The sequence below is a fragment of the Kitasatospora sp. NPDC050463 genome (assembly GCF_040655255.1).
In the GTDB taxonomy this organism is placed as follows: Bacteria; Actinomycetota; Actinomycetes; order Streptomycetales; family Streptomycetaceae; genus Kitasatospora.
This window is the reverse complement of record NZ_JBFAJO010000006.1, coordinates 31842-57413: the sequence shown is the minus strand read 5'-3', so window position 1 is coordinate 57413 and position 25572 is coordinate 31842. Positions and strand designations below refer to the sequence as shown.

Annotated in this window: 18 protein-coding genes and 2 tRNA genes; 10 read left to right on the top strand and 10 right to left on the bottom strand. The window is 74.2% G+C overall.

Annotated elements, in window-relative coordinates:
• Positions 1 to 139 precede the first annotated feature (139 nt).
• The 5 genes from snpA (AB0J08_RS05840) (at position 140) to AB0J08_RS05820 (ending at position 5037) form a co-directional block, all read left to right on the top strand.
• The gene (gene snpA / locus AB0J08_RS05840) at positions 140 to 763 is read left to right on the top strand and encodes a snapalysin (protein WP_360627486.1); all 624 of its coding nucleotides are present in this window, start codon (positions 140 to 142) and stop codon (positions 761 to 763) included.
• Positions 764 to 977: 214 nt separating this feature from the next.
• Complete coding sequence (snpA, locus tag AB0J08_RS05835) at positions 978 to 1604, top strand: snapalysin (protein ID WP_360627483.1); 627 nt, start codon at positions 978 to 980, stop codon at positions 1602 to 1604.
• Between the two features lie 121 nt (positions 1605 to 1725).
• On the top strand, positions 1726 to 2382 hold the full coding sequence (locus tag AB0J08_RS05830; RefSeq protein ID WP_360627480.1) for a pentapeptide repeat-containing protein: 657 nt from the start codon (positions 1726 to 1728) through the stop codon (positions 2380 to 2382).
• A 191-nt stretch (positions 2383 to 2573) separates the two neighbouring features.
• Positions 2574 to 4646 carry a phosphocholine-specific phospholipase C gene (locus tag AB0J08_RS05825; RefSeq protein ID WP_360627477.1) on the top strand — a complete coding sequence of 691 codons (2073 nt, stop codon included), beginning with the start codon at positions 2574 to 2576 and terminating at the stop codon, positions 4644 to 4646.
• A 124-nt stretch (positions 4647 to 4770) separates the two neighbouring features.
• Positions 4771 to 5037, top strand: coding sequence for a hypothetical protein (locus AB0J08_RS05820; protein WP_360627474.1), 267 nt, complete (start codon positions 4771 to 4773; stop codon positions 5035 to 5037).
• A 127-nt stretch (positions 5038 to 5164) separates the two neighbouring features.
• Here the strand turns inward: AB0J08_RS05820 and AB0J08_RS05815 are convergent, their stop codons facing one another.
• Positions 5165 to 8566 (bottom strand): S41 family peptidase, encoded by a 3402-nt coding sequence (locus AB0J08_RS05815; RefSeq protein ID WP_360627471.1) that lies wholly within the window; start codon positions 8564 to 8566, stop codon positions 5165 to 5167.
• Positions 8567 to 8778: 212 nt separating this feature from the next.
• Here AB0J08_RS05815 and AB0J08_RS05810 point away from each other — a divergent pair, with 212 nt between their 5' ends.
• Both AB0J08_RS05810 and hemC read left to right on the top strand, forming a co-directional pair.
• Complete coding sequence (locus AB0J08_RS05810; protein ID WP_360627468.1) at positions 8779 to 10437, top strand: glycosyl hydrolase family 18 protein; 1659 nt, start codon at positions 8779 to 8781, stop codon at positions 10435 to 10437.
• 152 nt (positions 10438 to 10589) lie between these two features.
• Positions 10590 to 11525, top strand: coding sequence for a hydroxymethylbilane synthase (gene hemC / locus AB0J08_RS05805; protein WP_360627465.1), 936 nt, complete (start codon positions 10590 to 10592; stop codon positions 11523 to 11525).
• Between the two features lie 93 nt (positions 11526 to 11618).
• Here hemC and AB0J08_RS05800 read toward each other — a convergent pair.
• Positions 11619 to 11692 (bottom strand) — tRNA-Lys (locus AB0J08_RS05800).
• Between the two features lie 104 nt (positions 11693 to 11796).
• Positions 11797 to 12705: an NADP-dependent oxidoreductase gene (locus AB0J08_RS05795; RefSeq protein WP_360627462.1), complete on the bottom strand. Its 909-nt coding sequence runs from the start codon at positions 12703 to 12705 to the stop codon at positions 11797 to 11799.
• A gap of 289 nt (positions 12706 to 12994) precedes the next feature.
• On the opposite strand from AB0J08_RS05795, the gene AB0J08_RS05790 reads away from it, so the two are divergent.
• Both AB0J08_RS05790 and pgi read left to right on the top strand, forming a co-directional pair.
• On the top strand, positions 12995 to 14578 hold the full coding sequence (locus AB0J08_RS05790; RefSeq protein WP_360627459.1) for a Na+/H+ antiporter: 1584 nt from the start codon (positions 12995 to 12997) through the stop codon (positions 14576 to 14578).
• Between the two features lie 232 nt (positions 14579 to 14810).
• Positions 14811 to 16472 (top strand): glucose-6-phosphate isomerase, encoded by a 1662-nt coding sequence (gene pgi / locus AB0J08_RS05785; protein ID WP_360627456.1) that lies wholly within the window; start codon positions 14811 to 14813, stop codon positions 16470 to 16472.
• Between the two features lie 126 nt (positions 16473 to 16598).
• Here the strand turns inward: pgi and AB0J08_RS05780 are convergent.
• The 6 genes from AB0J08_RS05780 to AB0J08_RS05755 all read right to left on the bottom strand — a co-directional run bounded on the left by AB0J08_RS05780 (position 16599) and on the right by AB0J08_RS05755 (position 22504).
• Positions 16599 to 16672: transfer RNA gene (locus AB0J08_RS05780), tRNA-Lys, on the bottom strand.
• A 76-nt stretch (positions 16673 to 16748) separates the two neighbouring features.
• Positions 16749 to 17480, bottom strand: coding sequence for a bifunctional DNA primase/polymerase (locus AB0J08_RS05775; protein WP_360627453.1), 732 nt, complete (start codon positions 17478 to 17480; stop codon positions 16749 to 16751).
• A gap of 98 nt (positions 17481 to 17578) precedes the next feature.
• Positions 17579 to 17986, bottom strand: a complete 408-nt coding sequence (locus AB0J08_RS05770; RefSeq protein WP_360627450.1) for a hypothetical protein — start codon at positions 17984 to 17986, stop codon at positions 17579 to 17581.
• 212 nt (positions 17987 to 18198) lie between these two features.
• Entirely contained in the window at positions 18199 to 19554 is a 1356-nt protein-coding gene (locus tag AB0J08_RS05765; protein WP_360627447.1) for an AAA family ATPase, read from the bottom strand.
• A gap of 8 nt (positions 19555 to 19562) precedes the next feature.
• Positions 19563 to 21224 (bottom strand): hypothetical protein, encoded by a 1662-nt coding sequence (locus AB0J08_RS05760; RefSeq protein ID WP_360627444.1) that lies wholly within the window; start codon positions 21222 to 21224, stop codon positions 19563 to 19565.
• Positions 21221 to 22504, bottom strand: a complete 1284-nt coding sequence (locus AB0J08_RS05755) for a hypothetical protein (protein ID WP_360627441.1) — start codon at positions 22502 to 22504, stop codon at positions 21221 to 21223. The genes AB0J08_RS05760 and AB0J08_RS05755 overlap by 4 nt, the downstream gene beginning before the upstream one ends.
• A 349-nt stretch (positions 22505 to 22853) precedes the next feature.
• Here AB0J08_RS05755 and AB0J08_RS05750 point away from each other — a divergent pair, with 349 nt between their 5' ends.
• Complete coding sequence (locus AB0J08_RS05750) at positions 22854 to 23504, top strand: histidine phosphatase family protein (RefSeq protein ID WP_360627438.1); 651 nt, start codon at positions 22854 to 22856, stop codon at positions 23502 to 23504.
• Positions 23505 to 23613: 109 nt separating this feature from the next.
• Here AB0J08_RS05750 and AB0J08_RS05745 read toward each other — a convergent pair whose 3' ends face one another.
• Positions 23614 to 25254: a tetratricopeptide repeat protein gene (locus tag AB0J08_RS05745; protein ID WP_360627435.1), complete on the bottom strand. Its 1641-nt coding sequence runs from the start codon at positions 25252 to 25254 to the stop codon at positions 23614 to 23616.
• Positions 25255 to 25572 lie beyond the last annotated feature (318 nt).

The following is a 25572-nucleotide window of genomic DNA, read 5'->3' as shown; positions in this document are numbered from 1 at the left end:
GATTGGCCGGTGCTATCGCCGGTTGACATCATCCGCCGCGCCGCCGCGCTGACCCAAGCTCTGGGGACAGCAAGCGTTCATCCGATGCCCGCGGCCGGCCCCCACCGGTCGCGGCGCACCCGTGAATCGGAGCCCCCACATGAACCGCATCGCGCGGACGTTCTCCGCTGCCGTCGGGCTGGCCCTCGCCGCCGGCCTCGCCGCCCTGCCCGGTACCGCGAGCGCGGCGCCCGCCACCGGCGCGGCCCAGCACTACACCGCCTCCGCGTCGGCGCACCCGGGCACCGGGAAGGCCGACAACCAGGCGTTCTACGAGGCCGTGATGAAGTCCGCCCTGGCGAAGCGGGCGGCCACGCCGTACCTGAAGGCCGTGGTGGTCACCTACGACGCGAGCAACGCGCCGTCCTTCGCCTCCGAGATATCCCGGAGCGCCCAGATCTGGAACGGCTCGGTCAGCAACGTCCGCCTCCAGGCCGGTACCAACGCCGACTTCTCCTACTACGAGGGCGACGACCCGAGCAACGGCTCGTACGCCAGCACGGACGGCCACGGCTCCGGCTACATCTTCCTCGACTACACCCAGAACGAGCAGTACGACTCCACCCGGGTCACCGCGCACGAGACCGGTCACGTGCTCGGCCTGCCGGACCACTACTCGGGTCCGTGCAGCGAGCTGATGTCCGGCGGCGGCCCCGGCCCCTCCTGCACCAACCCGTACCCGAACAGCACCGAGCGCAGCCGGGTCAACTCCCTCTGGCGCTGAGGCCTGACGGCCACCGCGCGCTGACCACGGCCACCCGCCGACCCGGGCCCGGACTCCGACGTCCCGGTCGGCCGGCCGGCCCTGGCCCCCTTGAGCTGCCCTCGCCCCACCGCACCACCGCCTCACCGCACCGCCGTTCATCAGTTCACCCGTTCACCCGTTCGCCGTGGCCCACCCCCAAGCGGCCCCGGCACCCGCGAACAGGAGCCCCCACATGAACCGCATCTCCCGCACGCTCTCCGCCGCCGTCGGCCTGGTGCTCGCCGCCGGCCTGGCGGCCCTGCCCACCACGGCCGCCGCCGCGCCCGCTCCGGCGGTCCAGGGCTACACGGCCACCACCGGCTACGCAGGTTCGGCCGCCGAGGACGCGGACAACCAGGCGTTCTACGCGGCCGTGATGAAGTCCGCGCTGGCCAAGCAGGCGGCCACGCCGTACCTGAAGGCCGTCGTGGTCACCTACGACGCCAGCAGCGCGCCGACCTTCCGCACCCAGATATCCCAGAGCGCCCAGATCTGGAACGGCTCGGTCACCAACGTCCAGCTGCGCTCCGGCACCAACGCCGACTTCCGCTACTACGAGGGCAACGACACGCGCGGCTCCTACGCCAGCACGGACGGCCACGGCTCCGGTTACATCTTCCTGGACTACGCCCAGAACCGTCAGTACAACTCCACCCGGGTCACCGCGCACGAGACCGGGCACGTGCTCGGCCTGCCGGACCACTACTCGGGCCCGTGCAGCGAGCTGATGTCCGGCGGCGGCCCGGGCACGTCCTGCACCAACCCGTACCCGAACAGCACCGAGCGCAGCCGGGTCAACTCCCTCTGGCTCCGCGGCTGACCATCGCCGCCGCGTGGACCACCGACAGGGGCGGCCGCCCACCCCGGGCGGCCGGGCCCTGTCGGTGGCACGTGCGAGCATGCGGGCGAGGACCAGTCCGCCGACCCGAGGTGTCACCACCATGCCGCTCTCCGTCCCCGACCGTCTGACCGACCTGCCGTACGCCCACCTGCTGCGCCCGCACACCGGCCCGCTGCGCAGCGACGAGCGCTACGACACCGTCCACTTCGACGGCGGCGAGTACACCGACCAGTCCGCCGCCGGCGCGACCTTCCTGGAGTGCGCGTTCACCGGCGTGGCGCTGAGCGGGGTCAAGCTCCGCCGGGCCCGCTTCAACGAGGTGTGGGCCCAGGCGGGCCGCTGGGTGGGCTGCGACCTCAGCGACACCGAGTGGCAGGACAGCGCCGTCACCGGCGGCGTGCTGGCCGGCGTGGCCGCCCACGGCTCGGCGCTGCGCCGTACGGTCCTGCGCGGCTGCAAGCTGGAGGCGGTCAACCTGCGTGGCGCGGTCCTGCGCGACGTCGTCTTCGAGGACTGCCTGCTACGCGACGTGGACTTCGGCGAGGCCAAGCTGACCGACGTCTCCTTCCCGGGCTCCACCCTGGAGGAGGTGCGTCTGCGCGGCGCCAGGCTGACCGGGGTGGATCTGCGCGACGCCGTCCGGCTGGGCCTGCCCGACGGCCACCAGGGCCTGCGGGGCGCCATCATCAGCTCCCCCCAACTCCTCGAACTGGCGCCTCAGTTCGCCCACGCCCTGGGGATCACGGTGAAGGACTGAGCGCCATCGCCCAGCCGCCGTTCGCGGCCCTGCCGTTCAGGCGGGCGTCGCTCGGTGACGGCCGGGCGAACAGTCCGCCAACCCTGCCCCGGCCCTCTGGTGGGGGCGGTCCGGGCGGGGGGAGGATGCTGCGCGATTGATGGGCCCAACTTGTGTGCACAACATCGCCAGTGAAGGGACGGGCCGGGCTGATGGCCGAGCTGAGTCGTAGGAAGTTCGTCGCGTTGTCCGGAGCCGCTGCGGCGGGCCTGGCCGTAGCCGGGGCCACCGGTGCGGGGGCGGCGCCGGGCGCGCCCGCCGCAGCGTCGTCGGCGGCGCTGTCGCAGACCGGCACCATCGCGGACGCCAAGCACATCGTCATCCTGATGCAGGAGAACCGCAGCTTCGACCACTACTTCGGGATGCTGCGCGGCGTGCGCGGCTTCGCCGACCGCAGCGCGATCCAGATCGCCAACGGCTACAGCGTCTTCAACCAGCCCAACGGGCTCGGGCGGCAGTACCCGTGGCAGTTCAGCGCCACCAAGCCGGCCGGCGGCGCCGACCCCGAGCGCCTGGCGCAGTGCAACGGCGACCTCGCCCACGGCTGGTCCGACCAGCACCGGGCGTGGAACGGCGGCAAGATGGACTCCTGGGTCGCTGCCAAGGGCAACGTCCGCACGCTCGGGTACCTCACCCGCCAGGACATCCCGTTCCACTACGCGCTCGCCGAGAACTGGACGATCTGCGACGCCTACTTCTGTTCCGTGATCAGCGCCACCGGACCCAACCGCACCTACCACTGGTCCGGTCAGATCGACCCGGACGGCAAGGCGGGCGGCCCGGCGTACGACGGCGGCGACGAGAAGGGCCTGCGCTGGCAGACCTACGCCGAGGCGCTGGAGGACGCCGGCGTGAGCTGGAAGGTCTACCAGAACGCGGCCGACAACTACGGCGACAACGCCCTCGCCTACTTCACCCGGTTCAGCTCCGCCCCGGCCGGCAGTCCGCTCGCGGTCAAGGGCATGGGCTCCGTTCCCAAGGTGACCGGCCGGACCCCGGACGACATCGTCGCCGCGATCAAGGCCGACGCGCTGAACGGCACCCTCCCGCAGGTCTCCTGGATCGTCCCCGACCAGGGCTCCTCCGAGCACCCGTACTCCACCCCCCAGGACGGCGCGCACTTCGTCCACAACGTGATCGACGCGCTGGCCGCCAACCCGGACGTGTTCGACTCCACCGTCCTCTTCCTCAACTACGACGAGAACGACGGCTTCTTCGACCACGTCCCGCCGCCCGCCGCCCCGGCCGGCACCCCGGGCGAGTTCTACGGCGGGACCAACATCGGCCTCGGCTTCCGCGTCCCGATGATCGCCATCTCGCCCTGGACCCGCGGCGGCTGGGTCAACTCCGAGGTCTTCGACCACACCTCGGTGCTGCGCTTCCTGGAGAAGTGGACGGCCGCCATCGGCAAGCCGGCCACCTGCCCCAACATCACCGACTGGCGCCGGCGCGTCTGCGGCGACCTCACCAGTGCCTTCGACTTCGCCAACCCGGTCTACGGCCTGCCCGCCCTGCCCAACACCGACGCGGTGATCGGCATGTCGAGCTGCGGCCCGCTGCCCAACCCGGCACCGGTCGACAACAAGCTGCCCGTCCAGGAGCCCGGCACCCGCCAGGCCCGTGCCCTGCCGTACCAGCCGAACGCCAACCTGGACCGCCTGGAGTTCGGCTCCGCCGGCGCCGTCAAGGTCTGGCTGACGATGGCCAACGAGGGTGCGGTCGCCCAGAAGTCGGCCCACTTCGCGGCCTACGCCAACGCCTACCGCAGCGGTGGGCCCTGGCAGTACACCGTCGACCCGGGCGGCAACCAGAGCGACTTCTTCAACTGCGGGACCGGCTTCGGCGGCGGCCCGTACGACCTCTCCGTCGTCGGCCCCAACCGCTTCCTGCGCCGATTCAAGGGCGACGCCACCAAGGCGGGCAGGAACGCGGCCGTCACCGCCTCGTACGCGGTCGAGCCGGGCACCGGAAAGCCGGCGCTGTACTTCAGGCTCGCCAACACCGGCACCACGCCGCTGACCTTCACCATCGCCTCGAACAACTACCGCACGGACGGTCCCTGGACGTACCAGGTGCCGGCCGGCGGCAGCGTGAGCGACTTCTTCAACGCCGTCGCCTACACCAACGGCTGGTACGACTTCACCGTCACGGTGGACGCCGACGGCTCGTGGTCGCAGCGCTTCACCGGCCACCTGGAGACCGGCGCGGCCAGCGTCAGCGGCTGACAACGCTCCCGTCGGCCCGGGGCCCGGGCCGACGGGAGCGCGCAGGGCGGATCGCCAGCGGATGCGCGCGCCGGGTCCCGGTGTGAGAGTGGTGGCAGCCCGGAAGTCGTCCGGAGGAGGAGTCATGGGCATCTTCGACAGGTTCCGCCACAAGGCGCACGACGCCGGCGAGGAGGCCAGATCCTCCCTCGGCGGGAGCCACGAGCAGGACACCACCGCGATGACGGAGGCCGCCCAGCGGGCCGCGCTCGCCCACGACGAGGCCGCCGACGCGTTCAGCGCCGAGGCCGAGAGGGCCCGCCGGGCCCGGGAGGCCGCCGGCGTCACCGAACAGGAGGCCGAGGAGCGGGCCCGCGAGGACATGACGGCCGAGGGGGACCCCTGGGACTGACGGCCGGAACCGACCGCAGCACGCCGGTCACGCCGACCACGCCGAAGGGACGCACCCGCCGCCGGGCGCGTCCCTTCGGCGTACCCGCTGCCGATTCGGCGTGACCCGCTGCCGCCCGCCCGCCCGCTCAGCGGTCGCGCGGCGGCAGCGGCGGCCGCCGCAGGTCCGGGCGCGGGGTGTCGTCCGGCGGCGCGACGGCGGCCGGCGCGTCCTCCAGCAGCTCCAGCGCCAGCTGGACCGCGGTGGCCAGCTCCGGGTGCTGCCCCCTGGCCCAGTCCTGCGGGGTGCGCAGCACGTGCACGTCCGGCTCCACGCCGCGGTTCTCCACCGACCAGCCGAGCCCGCCGGTGAACCAGGAGGCGTTCTTCGGCACCGAGATCTGCGTCCCGTCGCCGAGCGTGTGCCGCCCGGTCATGCCGACCACTCCGCCCCAGGTGCGGCTGCCGACCACCGGGCCCAGCCGCAGCAGCTTGATCGCGGCGATGATGACGTCGCCGTCCGAGCTGGTCGCCTCGTCGGCCAGTGCCACGATCGGTCCGCGCGGTGCGTAGCGCGGCCACCGCACCGGCTGCCGTCCCCGGCTGAAGTCCCAGGCCAGCACCGGCCGGGTGAGCTTCTCCAGGACCAGCTCGGAGACGTTGCCGCCGGCGTTGCCCCGGACGTCCAGCACCAGGGCGGGCTTGTCGAGCTCCCGCCGCAGGTCCCGGTTGAACTGGGCCCAGCCGGAGCCGCCGAGATCCGGGATGTGCAGGTAGCCGCACCGGCCGTCGCTGAACTCCCGGACCAGGGAGCGGCGCTTGGCCACCCAGTCCTGGTAGCGGATCGGCCGCTCGTCGGTCAGCGGGGTGACGGTGATCCGGCGGATCCCGGGGTTCGGGCCCTCCGCGCTGTGCAGGGTCAGCTCCACGGTGGTGCCACCGGTGCCGGCCAGCAGCGGGGCCGGGCCGCGCACCCGGTCCACCGGGCGTCCGGCCACGGCCAGCAGCTCGTCGCCGTCCCGGACGCCCTGGGAGGCGAGCGGGGCCCGGGCGCGCGGGTCGGAGGACTCACCGGGCAGGATGCGGTGGACCAGCCAGCGGCCGTCCGCGGCGCGGCGGGCGTTGGCGCCGAGCAGACCGAGCGGTTGCTGGACCAGCGCCGGTCCCTCGCCGCGCCGGGACGGCGTGACGTACGCGTGCGAGGTACCCAGCTCGCCGAGGAGCTCGCGGAGCAGGTCGGCGAAGTCGTCCGGGCCGGCGATCCGCTCCAGCAGCGGCTCGTACTGCGCGACCAGCGCGGGCCAGTCCAGTCCGGACATCCCGGCGTCCCAGAACTGGTCCCGGACGATCCGGGCCGCCTCGTGGTACGCCTGGCGCCACTCGGCGGCCGGCTGCACGGTGTGGGTGATCCGGCGCAGGTCCACCGTGGTGCCGGCGGACGGTGCGGCGACCGGGACGATCCGCAGGGTGCCGGCCGAGTAGACGGCGACGGAGCCGCCGTCGCCCGAGACGGCGTAGCCGTCCAGCTTGTCGGCCAGCGTGCTGCGGGTGCCCCGGGCCAGGTCGAAGTACTCCAGGGAGGGGCGGCCGGAGGTGTCGTCCGGGTTGGTGAAGGTCTGCCCGAGGGTGCCGGAGATCGGCCAGCGCAGCCAGACCAGGCCGCCCCGCACGGCGTCGGTGGCCGAGTACTTGGAGGCGATCACCGGGAACTGCAGCAGCCGCTCGCCGATGCCCTGCGGGTCGACGTGCACGGTGCCGTCCCCGCCGCCGTTGCCGCGCGGGGCGCCGTCCTCGGCGGGGGCGGCGAACGGGGACGGGGTGTCGGCGGTGAGCGGGACGAGGTACGGGCGGCAGCCGAGCGGGAAGGAGAGGTCGCCGGTGTGCACGTCGTGGACCGGGTCGAACCCGCGCCAGGAGAGGAAGGCCAGGTAGCGGCCGTCCCGGGTGAACACCGGCTGCTCGTCCTCGAACCGGCCGTCGGTGACCTCGGTGATCGGTGCGGGGTCGGTGCGGGTGAGCCGGATCCGGCGCAGTGAGCGCCCGGCCACCGGCTGGGACCAGGCGATCCAGTGCGAGTCGGGGGAGAAGCGGGCGCCGCTGACCGGGCCGTGGTCGGAGGCGGCGAGCTCGCGGACGGAGCCGTCGGAGGCGGCGACCAGCAGCAGCCGCCCGTCGGAGGCGGCGACGGCCAGGTGGGCGCCGTCGGGGGAGGCGGTGAGCTCCAGGACGCGGCCGAGCCGGCCGCCGGCGAGCACCCGGTGGCGGTGCCTCCCGGCCGTCCGGCCACCACCGGTCGTCCGGTCCCCGGCCGCCGCCGCGCCGTCCACCCCCGGTCCGTCGGGTTCGCGCCCGGCGGTCCCGTGGCCGTCCGCCCCAGGTCCGTCATGCCCGTCGGCCCCGTGGCCGTCCGCCCCAGGTCCGTCGTGCCCGTCGGCCCCGTGCCCGTCGGTCGCGTCCCCGTGGAGGTGGATGTCGTGGCCGGGCAGCGGGACGATCTCGACCGCGTCCTCGCCCTCCGCGTCGGTGATCCAGGCGGCTTCGCCGGTGTGCCCGAGCACCACCGGCAGCCGGGTGCGCACGCCCGGGGTGTCGGCGAGCGCCCGGGCCGGACCGTCCCGGTGGGTGAGCCAGTACTGGCTGCCGCGTACGGTGATCACCCCGGCACGGCCGGTGTGGTCGCAGGCGAGGTCCTTGACGTGGGAGGCGGCGCTCACCTGGTAGGGCCGCCGGCCGGCCCGGGCGCCGCCCAGCGGCACGCGCAGCCGGTGCGGCGCGGGCGCGTCCAGGCTCTCCAGCACCCAGAGGTCGCCGGCGTGCTGGTAGACGATCCGGGTGCCGTCGGTGGCGGCCTCGCGGGCGTAGTAGGACGCGTGGTCGGTGTGCCGGCGCAGGTCGGTGCCGTCGGGGCGGCAGGAGTAGAGGTTGCCGACGCCCTCGTGGTCGGAGAGGAAGGCGATCCGGTCGCCGACCGGCATGGGGGAGGCGAGGTGTCCCCGGTGACCGGGCAGGATCTGCTCGCCGTCCACCCAGAGCCGGCCGGTGGCGCCGCCCCGGTAGCGCTTCCAGGCGGCGGGCTCGTGGGGTGCCGAGCCGGTGAGCAGCACGGTGTGCGCCCGGCTCAGCTGGGCGTCGCCGACCGGCCCCCAGGGCATCCGGCGGCCGGGGGATCCGTCCGGCGGCAGCGCGTGCGCCCAGGTGTAGTGGCCGAAGGGCTCGTGGTGGGAGGTGACGGCGAGGAGTTCGCCGTCCGGCAGCCAGCCGCGCAGTCGGGTGTCCTGGCTGCCCCAGTAGCTGAGCCGGACGGCTTCGCCGCCCTCGACCGGGGCGGTCCAGATCTCGGGGGTCGGGCTCTGCCAGCCGGTCCAGGCCAGGGTGCGACCGTCGGGCGATATCCGGGGGTGGCTGACCCGGGTGCGGTCGCAGCTGACCCGCCACGCCCGGCCGGCGGTGCCGTCGGGGGAGAGCGGCGCGATCCAGACGTCGTCCTCGGCGGTGAACGCCAGCAGGCCCCCGCGCAGGTGCGGGTAGCGGAGGTAGCCGGGTGACGTCACCCCTCCATGGTTCGACGGGGTGTCACGCCCGGCAACCGGACGCCCCGGGCGGAAGGGCCTGAGCGGTCTGGACCATTGACACCGCACGGCCGAATCCACTTCAGTGGTCTAGTCCAACTAGGGTGCGCGGTCGGGCCGAACCCCCACTGGCACGTACCGTCGCCGCGCCCTCGGACGTCCCCCACGACCCGCGCCCCCGCAGGAGTCCCCGCATGCGCAGAACACCTGTAGCCGCACCCGACCGCTGTTCGCCCGCTCGGGGCCGCCGCCCCCGTACGCTGCTCGCCGCCGGTACCGCCTCGGCCGTCGCCGCGGCGACCGTGGTCGGCCTGACCCTGGGCCTGGCGCCGGCCGCCTCGGCCGGGGAGTTCCTGGTCAACGGCGGTTTCGAGACCGGTGCCACCGGCCCTTGGAGCTGCTCCGCCGGCACCGGCAGCGTCGTCACCGGTCAGGCCCACGGCGGCAGTTACGCACTCGCCGGGGCCGCCTCGGCCGGTGACACGGCCCGCTGCGCCCAGACCGTCACGGTCGCCCCCAACACCACCTACACCCTCAGCGCGTACCTCAAGGGCGCGTACGTCTACCTCGGCGTGGACGGCGGCACCAGCACCTGGACGCCGGGCACCGGCGGCGCCTACCAGAAGCTCAGCGTCAGCTTCACCACGGCCGCGAACCAGACCAGCGCCACCGTGTACACCCACGGCTGGTACGGCCAGGGCACCTACTACGCGGACGACGTCTCACTGGACGGACCGGGCGCGCCCAGCCCGACGCCCACACCCACCGTGACCCCGACCGTCACGCCCACCGTCACCCCGACCGTGACGCCGACGGCTACGCCCACCGGGCCGGCCGGCAGCCACGCCCTGGTCGGCTACCTGCACGCCAGCTTCGCCAACGGCGCCGGCTACACCAAGGTCGCCGACATCCCGGACTCCTGGGACTTCATCAACCTCTCCTTCGGCGAGCCGACCTCCGTCACGTCCGGCGACATCCGGTTCAACCGCTGCCCGGTCACCGAGTGCCCCGGGGTGGAGTCCGACGCGGACTTCAAGGCCGCCATCGCCGCCAAGCGGGCCAAGGGCAAGAAGGTGCTGATCTCGATCGGCGGCCAGAACGGCCAGGTCCAGCTCACCACCACGGCCGCCCGCGACGCCTTCGTCGGCTCGGTCTCGGCGATCATCGACAAGTGGGGCCTGGACGGCCTCGACATCGACTTCGAGGGCCACTCGCTCTCGCTGAACACCGGTGACACCGACTTCAAGAACCCGACCAGCCCGGTCGTCGTCAACCTGATCTCCGCCGTGAAGACGCTGAAGGCCAAGTACGGCCCGAACTTCGTCCTCACCATGGCCCCGGAGACCTTCTTCGTCCAACTCGGCTACCAGTACTACGGCTCCGGCCCGTGGGGCGGCCAGGACCCGCGCGCCGGCGCCTACCTGCCGGTCATCCACGCCCTGCGCGACGACCTCACCCTGCTGCACGTCCAGGACTACAATTCCGGCTCCATCATGGGCCTGGACAACCAGTACCACTCGATGGGCGGCGCCGACTTCCACGTCGCCATGACCGACATGCTGCTCAAGGGCTTCCCGGTGGCGGGCAACACCGGCAACGTGTTCCCGGCGCTGCCCGCCTCCAAGCTCGCGATCGGCATGCCGGCCACCACCAACGCGGGCAACGGCTACGTCGCCCCCGCCGAGGTCGACAAGGCGCTGGACTGCCTCACCAAGGCCACCAACTGCGGCAGCTACGTCCCCAGGGCCGGCGCCCAGCCCGACCTGCGCGGCCTGATGACCTGGTCGATCAACTGGGACCAGTTCGGCGGCCGGGAGTTCTCCAAGAACTTCGACGGCTACTTCCGCCGCTGACCGATCCCCGCGGGGCGCCGGACGGGACCGCCCCGCCCGGCGCCCCGCGCCCCGCGCCGTTCGCCGGGTGCCGTTCGCCGTGCGCCGGTGGGCGGCGCGCTCGGCCGTCGCGCGTCACCGGGACGACGTCGGTGACGACCTATCATCGGGCCATGTCCACTGCCGAGTTGATCAGAATCGTGTCCCGCTCCTCGCCGATGGCGCTCGCCCAGGTCGAGCGGGTCCGGGCCGAGCTCGCCGCACTCCACCCGGGGCTGCGGACGGAGGTCGTCCCGGTGACCACCTCCGGAGACCGCTGGATGGGGGACCTCGCACAACTCGGCGGCAAGGGCGCCTTCACCAAGGAGGTGGACGCGGCGCTGCTCGCGGGGGAGGCGGACCTCGCGGTGCACTGCCTCAAGGACGTGCCCGCCGACCGCCCGCTGCCGGCCGGCACGGTCTTCGCCGCCTACCTGCGACGCGACGACATCCGCGACGCCCTGGTCCACCCCGACGGCCTCACCCTCGACGAGCTGCCGTCCGGAGCGCGGATCGGGACCTCCTCGGTCCGCCGCCGGGCCCAGCTCGCCGCCTCCCACCCGCACCTGGTCTGCGTGCCGATGCGCGGCAACGCCAACAGCCGCCTCGCCAAGCTGGCGGCAGGCGAGGCGGACGCGCTGCTGCTCGCGGTCTCCGGGCTGGAGCGGATCGGGGAGGAGGCGCGGATCAGCGAGATCCTGCCGCCGGAGTCGATGTGCCCGCCGATCGGCGCCGGCATCCTCGCCCTCCAGTGCCGCGAGGAGGACGCCGCCACCATCGACGCGGTGACCGGCCTGGGCGACCAGCCGACCTGGCGCGAGGCCGTCGCCGAGCGGATGTTCCTGCACGTCCTCCAGGGCCACTGCAACTCGCCGATCGCCGGCTACGCCAAGGCCGAGGAGGACGGCCGCCTCTCGCTGCGCGGGCGGGTCTTCTCCCCGGACGGCAAGCGGATCCTGGACGCCCACGAGTGGGCCGGCTCGCTCACCCCGGAGGACCTGGGCACCGCGACCGCCCTGGCCCTGAAGCGGCAGGGGGCGTCCGAGCTGATCGCGGCCATCCCGCACTGAGCGGACCGGGCCCCACCCGGGGGCTCCCGGCGCCGCAGGGCTCGGGAAGCACCGAAGGCCCCTTGCTTTCGCAAGGGGCCTTCCGGCTGTCTGTGCGCCGCCAGGGACTCGAACCCCGGACCCGCTGATTAAGAGTCAGCTGCTCTAACCAACTGAGCTAGCGGCGCCTGCTGACGCGGAGAACATTACCTGGTCAGCAGCCGAAACTCACAATCGAGGGCTCGGCCGGGTTTGCGGCCCCCCGGCCCCGGGCGCGCGGGGTCCACGGGCCTCACGGGGTGAGCACCACCTTTCCCCGGACGTGCCCGGTGCCGACCATCCGGTGGGCGTCCGCCGCGCGCTCCAGCGGGAAGGTGTCGGCGATCTCCAGTCGCAGGCCGCCGGCCTCCCAGAGTTCGACCAGTTCGGCCAGCCGGGCCTCCGTCCGCTGGGCCCGCAGGACGCGCAGGCCGAGCCGCTGGGCGGTGGCGTGGTCCACCACGGTGCCGATCCGGTCCCGGTCGGCGACCAGCTCGACGGAGGCCTCCAGGGCGCCGCGCCCGGCCGCGTCGAAGGCCGCGTCCACCCCCTGCGGCGCCGCCGTCCGCACCCGCTCGGCCAGTCCGTCCCCGTACGCGACCGGGATCGCGCCGAGCTCGCGCAGGTAGTCGTGGTTGCGCTCGCTCGCGGTGCCGATCACCGTGGCCCCCCAGGAGCGGGCGAGCTGGACGGCGACCGTGCCGACTCCGCCGGAGGCGCCGTGGACCAGGACGGTGTCGCCCCGGCCGACCCCCAACTGGGTGAGTGCGACATGGGCGGTCTGGCCGGAGGCGGAGAGCGAGCCCGCCTGCTCCCAGGGCATGCCGGCCGGCTTGCGGACCAGCTGGGAGCCGTCGACGGTGACGAACTCGGCGTGGCTGTGCAGCAGCCGGAAGCCCAGCACCTCGTCGCCGACCTCCCAGCCGTGGCTGTCCGGCCCGAGCTGGTCGACCACCCCGGCGAACTCGTTGCCCGGGACGGTCGGCAGCTCGACCTGGGCCCCCGGCGGCGTCCAGCCCTCGCGGACGGCGAGGTCGGCGGGCTGCACCCCGGCCGCGTAGACCCGGACCCGCACCTCACCCGGTCCGGCGGCGGGGGTGGGTACCTCGGTCACCCGCAGTACCTCGGGGCCGCCGAAACGGCAGACGGTGACAGCCTTCATCTGGAGCTCCTGCCTCATGGTCCGTGTGCCCGGCCGCTGTGCCCGGTCCTGCCTGCGCTCCGATCATCAGAGGTGAAGCGGACTTGAGGTCAAGGGCCCTCCGGCGTGTTGCGACAGTTGAGAGCATTGTCGGATTTATCCTCGACGGCGGCCCGAGTCGCGTCCGGCCGCGCCCCTGTCGGCCGTCCCCGCGGACCGTCGCCGTTGCCCGCCCCGCTGTCCGTCCGCCGCCGCCGTCGCGGCGCCCGATCTCCGTCCGAAACCGTTCGTCGCCGAGAGGAACCTCCCCGTGGGCCAGCTGCCCCTGCTCTTCGTGGTGCTGCTCGCCTCCGTGGTGACCATGCCGCTCGCCCGGAGGACGGGCGTGCCGCAACCCGTGCTGATGACCCTGCTGGGCATCGTCATGGCGTTGGTCCCGCAGATCCCGGACATCTCCCTCGATCCGGACCTGATCCTGCCGCTGGTCCTGCCGCCGCTGATCTTCGCCGTCGCCCGGCGCTCCTCGGTCCGCTACTTCCGGGCCAACGTCCGCTCCATCCTGCTGCTCGCGGTCGCGCTGGTGGTGGTCACCACGACCGCGGTCGCCGGCACCGTGCACGTGCTGCTGCCCGCGCTGCCGGTCGCGGCCGCCGTCGCGGTCGGCGCGCTGGTCTCCCCGCCGGACCCGGTCGCCGCCGTCGCGGTGGCCGGCAGTGTCGGCCTGCCGCGCCGACTGGTGTCGATCCTGGAGAGCGAGGGCCTGTTCAACGACGTCACCGCGATCGTCATCTACTCGCTGGCCATCGACGCGGTGGTCAGCGGTGACTTCTCGCCCGGTCACGCGGTGCTGCGCTTCGTGCTCTCGGCCGTCCTCGCCGTCGTCATCGGCATCGGGCTCGGCTGGCTCAACGCCAAGCTCGCCTCCTTCCTGGAGGACCCGACCCAGCAGGTGGCGCTCAACCTGCTGGTGCCGTTCGCCGCCTACAGTCTGGCCGAGGAGATCCACGGCTCCGGTGTGCTCGCCGTCGTGGTCTGCGCGCTCTACCTCGCCGAGCGCGCCGCGGAGGCCGACGCCGTTTCCTACCGGCTGGTCGGCAACGCCTTCTGGGAGATCGTCGAGATCCTGATCACCGGTGTCGCCTTCGGCCTGATCGGCCTGGAGCTGGCCACCGTCCTGAAGGAGGCCGGCACCGGCTGGACGAGCATGCTCGGCGACGCGGCCGTCGTCATCGCCGTCGTGGTCGTGGTCCGGCTGCTCTGGCTGCTGCCGGCCGGCTGGCTCTCCAAGAAGCTGCGGGCCGGGGCCGACGAGGACACCCCGATCAGCTGGCAGGAGAGCGTGGTGCTCTGGTGGTCCGGGATGCGCGGGGTGGCCACCGTCGCCCTCGCCCTGGCCGTTCCGCTGACCGTCGACTCCGGCGAGGGCTTCCCGGAGCGCGGCCGGCTGGTCTTCGTCGCCTTCAGCGTCGTCCTCTTCACCCTGCTGGTCCAGGGCCTGACCCTGCCGTGGCTGGCCAAGCGCCTGCAGCTGGACGTCGACCACGACAAGCACGAGCAGGCGGTGCGCGAGCTCTGGTGGCGGGCCGCCCGGGCCGGGCTCCTGCGGCTCGGCGAACTGGAGGAGCAGGACAAGCTGCCCGCCGAGGTCGCCGACCGCCTGCGGGACCGTCAGCACGACCGGCTGGCCCGGCTCTGCCCGGAGAAGTACGCGGAGGAGGAGGCCGGCGAGGCCAGGCTGCGGCTCAGCCAGTGGCGTGCCGCGTACAGCGTCGAGCAGGAGATGATCGCCGCCTCCCGGCGCGAGATGCTGGCCGCCCGCAGCGAACTCGGTGCCGACCCGGAGCTGGTCGACCAGGTGCTGCGCGGGCTCGACCTGCGGTCCGAACGGAAGTGACACGGAGTCCGCAAACGTCACCCGGCCGTCGGGAGGGCGGCGGCGGAGCGTCCGGACGGCGGCGGGGGAGCGTCCGCGAACGGAATGTGCGCCGCCGGTCCCGACGTTGCATAGGCTGGCCCCGGGCAGGCCGTCAACGGAGTCGGCGTACCACCAGTACCCGCACGACCTCGCGAAACCCTCCCGCCTGGCCCTGCCGGTTTCTGCACCCAGATGAATCGAGGAGCCACCGATGTCGCAGCCCCGTGCCGACGCCCGTACCCCGCTGGACCGCACCCCGCAGTGGGCGGCCCTCGGCAAGCACCGAGCGGAGCTGGGCGAGACGCACCTGCGCGAGCTGTTCGCCGCGGACCCGGAGCGCGGCCGCCGCTACACCCTCCAGGTCGGCGACCTGCACGTGGACTACGCCAAGCAGCTGGTCACGGACGAGACGCTGGCCCTGCTGCGCGAGCTCGCCGAGGCCACCGGCGTCGCCCGGCTGCGGGACGCGATGTTCCGCGGCGAGAAGATCAACAACACCGAGCGCCGCGCCGTCCTGCACACCGCGCTGCGCGCCCCGCGCGGGGCCGTCGTCGAGGTCGACGGCGAGAACGTGGTGCCCGCCGTGCACGCCGTGCTCGACAAGATGGCGGCCTTCGCCGAGCAGGTCCGCAGCGGCGCCTGGCGCGGCCACACCGGCAAGCGGATCAAGGCGGTCGTCAACATCGGCATCGGCGGCTCCGACCTCGGCCCCGCCATGGCCTACGAGGTGCTGCGCTCCTACGCCGCGCGCGACCTCGACGTGCGCTTCGTCTCCAACGTGGACGGTGCCGACCTGCACGAGGCCGTCCGCGACCTCGACCCGGCCGAGACGCTCTTCATCGTCGCCTCCAAGACCTTCACCACCATCGAGACCATCACCAACGCGGTCTCGGCCCGCAGCTGGCTGCTCGCCGGCCTGGGCGCGGACACCGAGGCGGTGGCGAAGCACTTCGTCGCCCTGTCCACCAACGCCGAGGGCGTCGCGGACTTCGGCATCGACACCGCCAACATGTTCGAGTTCTGGGACTGGGTGGGCGGCCGTTACTCCTACGACTCGGCGATCGGCCTCTCGCTGATGATCGCCATCGGCCCGGCCGCCTTCCGCGAGATGCTGGACGGCTTCCACCTGGTCGACGAGCACTTCCGCACGGCGCCCGCCGAGGAGAACGTCCCGCTGCTGCTCGGCCTGCTCGGCGTCTGGTACGGGGCCTTCTTCGACGCCCAGGCGCACGCCGTGCTGCCGTACTCGCACTACCTGTCGAAGTTCACCGCCTACCTCCAGCAGCTGGACATGGAGTCCAACGGCAAGTCGGTGGACCGCGACGGCAACCCGGTGAGCTGGCAGACCGGCCCGGTGGTCTGGGGCACGCCCGGTACCAACGGCCAGCACGCCTACTACCAGCTGCTGCACCAGGGCACCAAGGTCATCCCGGCCGACTTCATCGGCTTCGCCCGGCCGGTCGCCGACCTGCCCGCCGGCCTGGTCGCCCAGCACGACCTGCTGCTCGCCAACTTCTTCGCCCAGACCCAGGCGCTGGCCTTCGGCAAGACGCCCGAGGAGGTCGCGGCCGAGGGGGTGCCGGCCGAGCTGGTCCCGCACAAGACCTTCAAGGGCAACCACCCGACCACCACCATCCTGGCCGGCGAGCTGACCCCGTCGGTGCTCGGCCAGCTGGTCGCGCTGTACGAGCACAAGGTGTTCGTCCAGGGCGCGATCTGGAACATCGACTCCTTCGACCAGTGGGGCGTCGAGCTCGGCAAGGTGCTCGCCAAGCGGATCGAGCCGGTGCTGCTGACCGGTGAGGGCGTCGACGCGCTGGACAGCTCCACCGCGGGGCTGGTCGCGCGCTACCGCTCGCTGCGCGGCCGCTGAGCCCCGTTCGCCAACCGCCCGCCGTTCGCCGCCCGCCGGATTCGTCCGGTGGGCGGCGGTTCCCCGGGGGCGGCCCCGGAAACACCGAAGGCCCCTTGCTTTCGCAAGGGGCCTTCCGGCTGTCTGTGCGCCGCCAGGGACTCGAACCCCGGACCCGCTGATTAAGAGTCAGCTGCTCTAACCAACTGAGCTAGCGGCGCCTGCTGACAGAGAAGACTTTAGCAGCGGCGCACGGCCCGGCCAAAATCGAATAATCGAAGCCGGGGGAGGGCGGGCTCAGCCGACGGGCAGAGCCGCCGACGCGGCCCGCTCGGCGGGCTCGCGGGCCGCCCGGACACAGGCCCACAGCACCACCGAGGCGCCCGGCAGCCACGGCTCCCGGCTCTCCGGGGCGACGATCCACCGCCCGGCACCCAGGCCGGGAGAGTCCGGACTGTGCACCATCCGCTGCACCGGCGGGACGGTCACCGCGTCGCCACGGCCGTGGCAGAGCAGCGGCGGGACGTCCCGGGCCCACTCCTCCCAGGCGAGCAGCCGGCGCAGCCGGGCCGCCGCCCCCGGCCGGACGAACAGCAGCGTGCGCCCCCGGTACGCGGCGACCGGCCCGCAGCCGGGGCCGGAGGTCCACAGCTCGTCCAGCACCCTGCGGCCGAACAGGGACGGCATGCTGATCGCGTCGAAGGTGCGGCCGCAGGGCAGCACCGAGGGCGCCCAGGGGCGCGATTCCCAGAGGGCGCGCATGCTGCGCGGGTACTCGCTGGCGGAGGCCAGCCAGGCCTCCCCGGCCACGGTGACGTACTCCACCGACTGATAGGTCCAGATGTCCACGGACAGCAGCGTGGGGCGTCCGCGGGGTGTCCGGGAGGGAAAGCGCGGTTTACCGGACAGCGCGGCGGGGAGCGGCGTACCCTGCCGCGCTGCATATGCCACTGGCGAGGTTTCCGGGCCGGGCCGGATCGGGCGCCCGGGCCGACTGCGCCCGAGCCTCACCGGCCTCAGCGACCTCATCAGCCTCAACGACCTCAGCGACCTCGGTGACCCCACCGGCTTCCGGAGCCGCCGGGCCGGGCGTCAGCCGCCGAGGGCCGGCTGCCGGTCGCTAGCCGCTAGCCGTCGTGGCGCCGGGGCTGGAGCAGGCTGCGGCCGTACTCGATCATCTTGTTCGCGTAGTCCGGCGTCCAGTCCGCCCGCTCGGCGATCTCGGCGTCGGAGAGCGCGTCGAACCGGCGGGTGTCCGCGAGCTGTGCGGCGGCGACGGCCTGGAAGTCGGTGGCCCGCTCGGCGGCCGTGCGGAAGGCCAGCGCCAGCTCCGTGGAACGGCGCAGCAGCTCCGCCGGATCCTCGATCGACTCGAGGTCGAAGAAGCGCTCCGGCTCCGGCTCGGCGAGGTGCGGCTCGAACAGCAGCTGGACCGGGCGCCGGCGTCGGGCGGGCGCTTCACCGGCGCCTGCGCCCGGACCGGCCGGCACGGTCGAACCGCTCGGGTCGGACGCCTGGGCGTGGGAGTCGGGCATGGACGGACACCTCCGGGTGCTCGGTGGGGGGCGGACGACGGCAGCCGGGGACGCCGCCGCCCGGTCCTGGCCGTCGTCCATTGTCTCGCGGCGGCAGCCGGTAACGGAACGGTGCGAGTCCGGGCGCTATTCCCACCCGGCGCGCCGGGGGCGTGCACCCGTCGGACGGCCGCCCCGGCCCGCCGGAGGCCTGCTGCGGCCCGCCGGCCCGGTCAGCGTGCCAGCCGTACCCGGTGCCCGGCGAGATGCTGCAGCACCTGGTGGTTGGCCTCCCACCCGTCGGGGAACGTGACCGAGACGCCCAGCTGGACCGGTTCGGTGGCCGGGTGCTCGTCCAGCAGCTCGGCGATGCCGGCTCGGGCCACCACGATGCACGCGTGCCGGTGCCGGGAGGCGAGCACGCAGAGCCGGCCCGTCTCCAGGTGGAAGGCGGTCGCGTCCGGTCGCCCGGACAGCGGGTGCAGCACCACCGTGACGTCGTACTCGCGCCCCTGCAGCCGGTTGGCGGTGTCCACCGTGACGGCCGGCCCGATCGCCGGGTCGACCGGGACACCGGCCCTGACCAGCGCTGCCCGGACGGCGGCCGCCTGGTCCCGGTGGGCCGTGCCGACCGCGATCCGGCCCGGGGCGAGCGGGACGGAGCCCTGCTCGGAGTGGGCCGTCAGACCGCGCTCCAGGAGTCGGCGGACGGTCGCCGCCACGGCGGCCACCGCCTGCGGATCGGTCCGGACGGTGTGCCGGGCGGGCAGCTCCAGCAGCGCCCAGCCGTGCTCGGCCGCCCGGTCGATCGCCGCGTCCAGGGCGGAGCCGTCCGGCCGGACCGAGGAGCTGAGCCGCCGCTCGCCGGGCCCGGTGCCGGAACGGAACGGCGTGTACGGGTAGAACGCGTCGGAGATCAGCGGCGCCGCGCTGGCCGGCAACCGCCAGGAGACCGGCAGCCGGTGCGGTTCGATCTGCGGGTTGTGCGCGAGCAGCGTGACCACCGCGCTGCTCGACGGGTCGTACGACAGCCCCGCCCACTGCTCGGTGCCGACCACCGTGAACGGGTCCAGCTGGCCCGGGTCCCCCACGAACAGGGCCCGCTCGAACAGTCGGGCCACCGCGAGCAGGGCGTCCGAGCGCATCTGGTAGGCCTCGTCGACGATCGCGTGCCGCCACGGCGCCTCGGTCTTCACCCACTGCCACTTCGCGGCGGTCGAGATCACCACGTCGAGCTCGGCGAGGTCCGTCACCTTGTCGGAGGGCGTGACATTGGGGTGCCGCAGCACCTCGGTCCCCGGCCGGGAGTCCGCCGCGTGCAGCCGGCCGATCGTCAACTCGGGCGCTTTCCCGGCCAGTCGGTCGACCAGGTCGTCCACCTGGCCGTTGGTCTGGGCGACGATCATGAGGCGCTCGCCGGCCTCGACCAGCTCCCGGGCGGCGCGCACCACCAGGGTGGACTTGCCGGCGCCGGGCGGGGAGTCCACCACCACGCCGCGCGGGGCGCCGACGGTCGGGCGGACGGTGGCCTCCAGGATCCTGGCCACCGCCGCGTCGGCGGCCGCACCGGGGGCCTGTTCGCTGTTCATCGGCCGGATCACTCCCATTCCTCGGTGGCGGTGGACCCGGCGGTGGACCCGGCGGTGGCGGCCGGGACGGGGCCGGGCGCGGAGGCGGCGCCGGGCGGGCCGCCGTGCGTCCACGGGGTGTCGTCCGGCTCGGGCAGCGGCGCGGACTGGCGGACGGTCAGTTCGAACAGGGTGAAGGTGACCCGCTCGCCGGGCTCGGGCAGGCTGCCCGGCTCGGGCTCCTTCCTGCGCCCCATGCCGGACAGCATCCGCAGCGTGATGGTGCCCTCCGCCGGGTCGACCGCGGCGATCACCGCCTTCTGCGCGCTCGGCCCGCCGCCGGACTCCGACGAGGCGGCCTCCCGGACCCGGTGCGCCTCCCGGCCGAGGTCCGCGTGCGGCCGGTCGGCCGTGCGCACGGTGACCAGCGGACGTGGCTTGGGCGAGCGCCCCGAGGTGTCGTAGTCCGGCACCACCTCGGTCACCACGCCCGAGAACGCCTCGCCTGCCAGCCGGTGCTCGGCCATCGCCAGCGGGTCGTCCAGGGCCTCCTGGACGTCCAGCCGGGCCTGCTCGCGCTCGCGCTGCGCCAGCTTCCGGGCGGCCGTCACGGCGTCGTCCTGCCGGGGCTGCGGCGGTTCGCCGGCCGCCAGCCGGTCCCGGTGGCCGGTGTAGGACCAGCGGTCCCCCGTCCAGCGCTCCGCCAGGTGCCCGCCCGGTGGCAGAGCGCGGAGCAGGTCCAGGCCGTGCCAGACGTCGTGCCAGGTGGGCAGCAGCACCTGGGACAGCACCGTGCGCAGCTGCTCGACCGCCGTCCGGACGGCCGCCCGGGCCTGCCGGGCGTCGGTGCCGCCCGGCTCCTGGACGGTGTGCAGCAGCGCGGCCGCGGCGGCGTCGTAGCGGGCGATCGCCGGGCCCAGCACCAGCTCGTCGAAGCGCGGGTCGGTGGCCGGGCCGGCCGGCGGGTGGAGCAGCTGGCCGGCCTCGTCCCGGGCGGACTCGGCCCGCTCGGCGGCCTCGGCCCCGGTCAGGCCGGCCGGTGGTGCGTGCCAGGCCAGCCGGGCGGCGAGGTGCTGGTCCTCCAGGTGGCTCTGACCGGTCGCCCAGTGCCGGGAGAGCAGGCCGGTCATCGCCAGCAGCAGGCTGGAGCCGGGCACCTGGGCCCGGTCGGTGAGATGGGTCAGCCAGCGGCCGAGCAGTGGCACCCGGGCCGGCGCCGGGTAGGGGCCCGGCTCGTCGTCCTCGACGGTGCGGCGGAAGCGGGTGGAGCGGCCGAGCAGGGCGAGGTGGTGCACACCCGCGCTGTTGGGCACGATCAGCTGCGGCGCGTCGGTGCACAGCTCGCGGAAGACCTGCGACTTCTCACCGGTCTCCGGATCCTTCTCGGAGCCCTCGATCTGCTCCACCTCGGTGGCGAAGGACTCCAGGTAGGGCAGCAGATCGGCGGCCAGCTCGGCCAGGAAGTCGAAGCGCAGGGTGCGGTTGAGCGGCTGCGGGACGATGTGCAGCCGGGGCGCGGAGCGGTCGGTGCCCAGCATCACGGCCAGTGGCGCGCCCGCCTCGCCGGCGGCGGTCAGCGGCACGACCACCATCGGGCGGTCGGAGAGGTGCCGGTGGCGGACCGTGGCCAGCGGTTCGGCCCGGCCGCTGCGGACGGCCTCCAACCGGGCGAGGGTGCCGAGCAGGCTCACCGGGCGGCTCCCGCCCCGGCCGGCGCGTCGGCCGTCACCGCAGCGAGCGGCCGGCCCAGCGCCTCGGCGCGCAGCGCGGCGGCGTACGCCAGCCTGGCGGCGGCCTCGTCGGCGTTGTCCTCGTCGTCTCCGGGGGAGGTGTCGGGGCGGGCGCCGCGCTCCGCGGTGGTGCCCGCCCCGGCGGCGGCCAGCGCCTCGGTGACGGTCCGGATACTGCCCAACTCGCCGCGCACGCCCCGGCCGAGCTGCTCGACCCGGTCCCCGCAGCGGGCCCGGGCACGGCAGTGGAAGCCCAGCTCGCAGGTGGAGAGGCAGTCCGGGCTGTACGCGGCCGGCACCGCCTCGACCGACTCGGCCAGTTGTTCGGCCGAGCGGGTGGGCGCCCCTGTCCCGTCCGACGTGAGGTCGAAGCCGGCGCCGGGCGGCAGCGCGTCCAGCAGCCGGCCGATGCCGGTCATCCGGCTGAGCTGGCGGCGGGTGGTGGCCAGCTCACGCCGGACGTCCACGGTCACCGCGGTGGGCCGGTTGCTGAAGTCCTTCGGGCAGACCAGCAGCACGCTCAGCCGGGGGCTGCCCGGCAGCCGCTGCTCGACGTACGGGTTCCGGTCCGCCTCCCGGCCGGCCAGCGTGGCGGCCGTCTCCTGGAGTGCCAGCACGTAGACGGCGGCCTGGCGGGCGGCAGCACCGACCTTGGCCGGGTCCGCGCTGCCGTCGAGCACCGGGAAGGACTTGATCTCGATCACGGTGCACCGCCCGTCGTGCACCACGACGGCGTCCGGTTCCAGGTACGCGGTGCTGCCGGCCACGGTGAGCCGCAGCAGCGGGTGGTCGAGCAGCGTCCAGGCCTGCGGATCGGCGGCGGCCTCGGCCAGCGCGGCGGCCGTCCGCTCGGCCCGGACCGCCGGACCGGAGCGGCGCAGCAGATCGGGCACGGCGAGCGGGGCGCCGCCGTCGGCCGGCAGGCCGAGGTGGCGGCGGAGCGGCTCCAGCAACGCCGTGTAGTCGTCCTCCTTCAGCCGTGATTCGAAGATCACACCGCGGGCGAGGGCGAACGGGGACTGCCCGAACGGCGCGGGGCGGCCGAGCCGGGCGGCCAGCGCCGACTTGTCGACCCCGGCGGCGTCGAGCACGGCGCGGCGGTGACAGCCCGGATTGGCGGCGAGCGCGGCGAGCGCGCGGGCGTTCAGGCTGCGCTGCGGCGCCGGACCGCGCAGGTCGGCGAGCCGCTGGGCGAGCGGCTCAAAGTGCCCGGTGGACGGGACGTTCGTCGAGACGTTCATGGTGCGGCCCAGTGTCGCACCCGGGTCCGACAATCCGGTCCGGCCCGGCGATCCTCGGCCATCCGCGCCGATTCCGGGCGGTATCCGGGCGCTTCGCGGGTGGGAGCGGGGCGTTTCTCGGGTGGGACCGGGGGCGCTTCGCGGGGCGGCGCCGGCCGACGGGCGCTGAGGCGGGCGGTTGCGGCGGGGAGCACCCGGGCGTACCGGATGCCGCCGGCGGTGGCTGCCCTGCTCCGGCCGCGGTGCGCCGGGGCGGGATCGTGGGCGGCCCGCGGGTGAGGGATCATGGAGTGCCGGTGCTCAATGGCGAGACCGACCGTTGTCACCGCCCCGTTGCGAGGAGCCACCCATGCCCGCCCGAATCGTCCTGGTCCGCCACGGCGAGACCGAGTGGTCGGCCACCGGTCGCCACACCGGCCGGACCGACATCCCGTTGACCGAGGAGGGGCGCGCGATGGCCCGGGCGCTCGGTGCCCGCCTCGCCAAGGCCCCCTGGAACGGCCTGCCGGACGCCCTCGTCTACACCAGCCCGCTCGACCGCGCCAAGGAGACCTGCGCCCTGGCGGGCCTCGGCGACCGCGCCGTGGAGCGGCCGGAACTGCTGGAGTGGGACTACGGCCAGTACGAGGGCCGGACCGGCCAGGACATCCGGGCCACCGACCGGCCCGGCTGGCTGATCTGGCGGGACGGCGTGCCCGGCGGCGAGAAGCTGGCCGACGTCGCCGCCCGGGTGGACGCCTTCCTCGCCGAACTCAACGACGAGCACGGCGTGCCGGACTCGGAGACCACGGTCATGCACTGCGCCGACCGCGACGTGGTGCTCTTCGCCCACGGTCACCTGCTGCGCATCCTGACCGCCCGCTGGCTCGGGCTGCCGCCCGAGTACGCCCAGCGGTTCAAGCTCGGAACGGCAGCGCTCTGCGTGCTCTCCTGGGAGTACGGTGCGCCGGCGGTCGAGGTCTGGAACGACCTCGGCCACCTGGAGGGCCTGAAGCACTGACTCGCCCTGCGGCGCCGGGCCACGACGATCCGTCAGGTCCCGGCGCCGTACGGGTGATCGGCCGTTGCCGAGCTGTGTGCGGCCGCGGCGAACACCGCCGCAGGGCCGTTCAGGCCGCCACCGCGAGGTCGTACTCGGTCAGGAACCGGCCGACCTCCGGGACGGCCCGGTGCGGGCGCAGCCGCTCGGCGGTGTCCGCCAGCATGCTGCGGATCCGCGCCGAGCGGACCTCGCCGAACAGGGCCACCGCGGCCGTGCCGTGGTCGGCGGCGCCGGCCACGTCGCCCCGGCCGAGTCGATCGTGTGCCAGCTCGGCGGTGTACAGCACGCGGTTGCGCACGAAGTGCGGTTCCTGGAGGGCTATGGCCAGCCCGGCCTGCTCGCTGGCACGGTCGAAGTCCCCGAGCGCGGACCAGCACTGGGACTGCAGCCCGGCGATCTCCGCTTCGCCGAAGAAGGACATCCACTCGGGGTCGGCCTCGGAGGGGCCGCGGTCGAACAGGGTGTACGCGCGGCCGAGCGCCCGTTCGCAGGCGGCGCGGTCCTGGAGGAGTGCCCAGCCGCCGGCCTCGCGCATGGCCAGCAGGGAGAGCAGCCGGTCGGAGTCCAGGTGCCGGGCGGCGGCCTGTCCGGCCTGGGCGGCGCGGAGCGCCTCGCGGGGGCGGCCGGCGTCGCGGGCGAGGAAGGCGCTGTTGCAGAACACGTGCGCCTCCAGTGCACTGTCGCTCGCCATCCGGGCGGTGGCGAGCGCCTCGGCGTAGAGCGACCGGGCGTCCGCCAGCCGGTTCGAGTCGTGTGCCAACCAGCCCACCGAGATGGCGAGTTCGCCGGCCCCGGCCTGGAGTCTTCGCTCCGTCTCGGCGCTGTACTCGCCCTCGTTGAGCAGTACGTAGGCGGTGCGCAGCGACTGCCCGGCCCGCTCGAACAGGGCGTCGGCCCCGTAGACGTCGTCGGCCAGCCGGATGTCCCGAACGGCCTGCTCGACGCCGAGCACCTCGGCCGTACCGATCCGGCGGAGCGGCGGCACCGGCCCTGGCCGACCGGGCACCAGGGCGGACCCGGGGTCGAACAGGCCCGGAGCCGGGCCGGGCCGACCGGTACCGGGCCCGGACTGGGCCGGGATGAACCGGGTGGCGGCCTCCCCGGCCCCGGGCGTTCCCGGTGCGGTGCGGCCGGCGGCCCCGGCCGGCCGGTCGATGTCGATCACGGTGGCCAGCGCGGCCGGGCCGCCGGCCAGGAACGTACGGCGACGCACGTCGTCGTTCTCCTCGTCGAAATGGTGCGGTCCATCGGGCCCCCGGAGAGACGCCGCGGACTTCGGCGACGCCGGTCCGTCCGGTGGGAGCGGTTCCGCGTACGGCGAGGCAGCGTACGGGAGTTGGATGGAGTGCGGCGAGCGCGGGGCGGGCAGGGGAGGGAACTGCGGGTGGAGTCGGGGTGGGGCGGAGCCCCCGCCTCCGTCCGCTGAGCGGCGGCGGACGGCGGTGCGGGGGGCGAAGCCGAGGTCGGTCAGCGAGCGGTCCGGCCACATGTGCCGGAAGACCCGCTCGTAGGCGTAGTTGGGGCAGCGGATCTCGCCCGCCTCGACCCGCCCGACATAGCGGGCGTCGCAGGAGACGTGCTCACCGATCTCGCGGGCGGCCCGGCGTACGGCCATCGCGAACTCGCCCGGCGAACGGTCGCCGCGCAGTGCGCGCATCACGGTGTTGGGCGACGGGCGGTTCGGCTCGGCCGGTGGGGTGGCTGCCATGGTGCGCTCCGTGGTCGTGCGGGGTGCTGGTACGAGGTGTGGGGCGGTTCCGGTGGGTGTCGGTCCTGCGTACGGTGGGCTTCGGCCGGACGGTGTCGTGACTCCGCTCGGCCGGTCCGGATCTGTTCGGTCGGGGTGGACTCTGCTCGGCCGGACTCCGTTCGGCCACGGGTGGCCCGGTGGGGCCGATGCTGCGAAGTCCGGCCACGGGTGGGCCGGGTGGGGCGGGATGGGCCCCGGACGTGCAGCTGACAGTACCCGGAGTTACCAGCCGGCCACAGCGTGTTTATGGATGATGTGCTGTCAATTGCGGTCAAA

Bases quoted from the DNA above. Each gene is read 5' to 3' on its own strand.
- AB0J08_RS05770 (WP_360627450.1), bottom strand. From the start codon at position 17,986: ATGCCCGACTCCCACGCCCAGGCGTCCGACCCGAGCGGTTCGACCGTG.
- AB0J08_RS05810 (WP_360627468.1), top strand. From the start codon at position 8,779: ATGCGCAGAACACCTGTAGCCGCACCCGACCGCTGTTCGCCCGCTCGG.
- AB0J08_RS05795 (WP_360627462.1), bottom strand. From the start codon at position 12,705: ATGAAGGCTGTCACCGTCTGCCGTTTCGGCGGCCCCGAGGTACTGCGG.
- AB0J08_RS05765 (WP_360627447.1), bottom strand. From the start codon at position 19,554: ATGAACAGCGAACAGGCCCCCGGTGCGGCCGCCGACGCGGCGGTGGCC.
- hemC (WP_360627465.1), top strand. From the start codon at position 10,590: ATGTCCACTGCCGAGTTGATCAGAATCGTGTCCCGCTCCTCGCCGATG.
- AB0J08_RS05775 (WP_360627453.1), bottom strand. From the start codon at position 17,480: ATGAGGTCGCTGAGGCCGGTGAGGCTCGGGCGCAGTCGGCCCGGGCGC.
- AB0J08_RS05820 (WP_360627474.1), top strand. From the start codon at position 4,771: ATGGGCATCTTCGACAGGTTCCGCCACAAGGCGCACGACGCCGGCGAG.
- AB0J08_RS05745 (WP_360627435.1), bottom strand. From the start codon at position 25,254: ATGGCAGCCACCCCACCGGCCGAGCCGAACCGCCCGTCGCCCAACACC.
- pgi (WP_360627456.1), top strand. From the start codon at position 14,811: ATGTCGCAGCCCCGTGCCGACGCCCGTACCCCGCTGGACCGCACCCCG.
- snpA (WP_360627483.1), top strand. From the start codon at position 978: ATGAACCGCATCTCCCGCACGCTCTCCGCCGCCGTCGGCCTGGTGCTC.
- AB0J08_RS05825 (WP_360627477.1), top strand. From the start codon at position 2,574: ATGGCCGAGCTGAGTCGTAGGAAGTTCGTCGCGTTGTCCGGAGCCGCT.
- AB0J08_RS05750 (WP_360627438.1), top strand. From the start codon at position 22,854: ATGCCCGCCCGAATCGTCCTGGTCCGCCACGGCGAGACCGAGTGGTCG.
- snpA (WP_360627486.1), top strand. From the start codon at position 140: ATGAACCGCATCGCGCGGACGTTCTCCGCTGCCGTCGGGCTGGCCCTC.
- AB0J08_RS05755 (WP_360627441.1), bottom strand. From the start codon at position 22,504: ATGAACGTCTCGACGAACGTCCCGTCCACCGGGCACTTTGAGCCGCTC.
- AB0J08_RS05830 (WP_360627480.1), top strand. From the start codon at position 1,726: ATGCCGCTCTCCGTCCCCGACCGTCTGACCGACCTGCCGTACGCCCAC.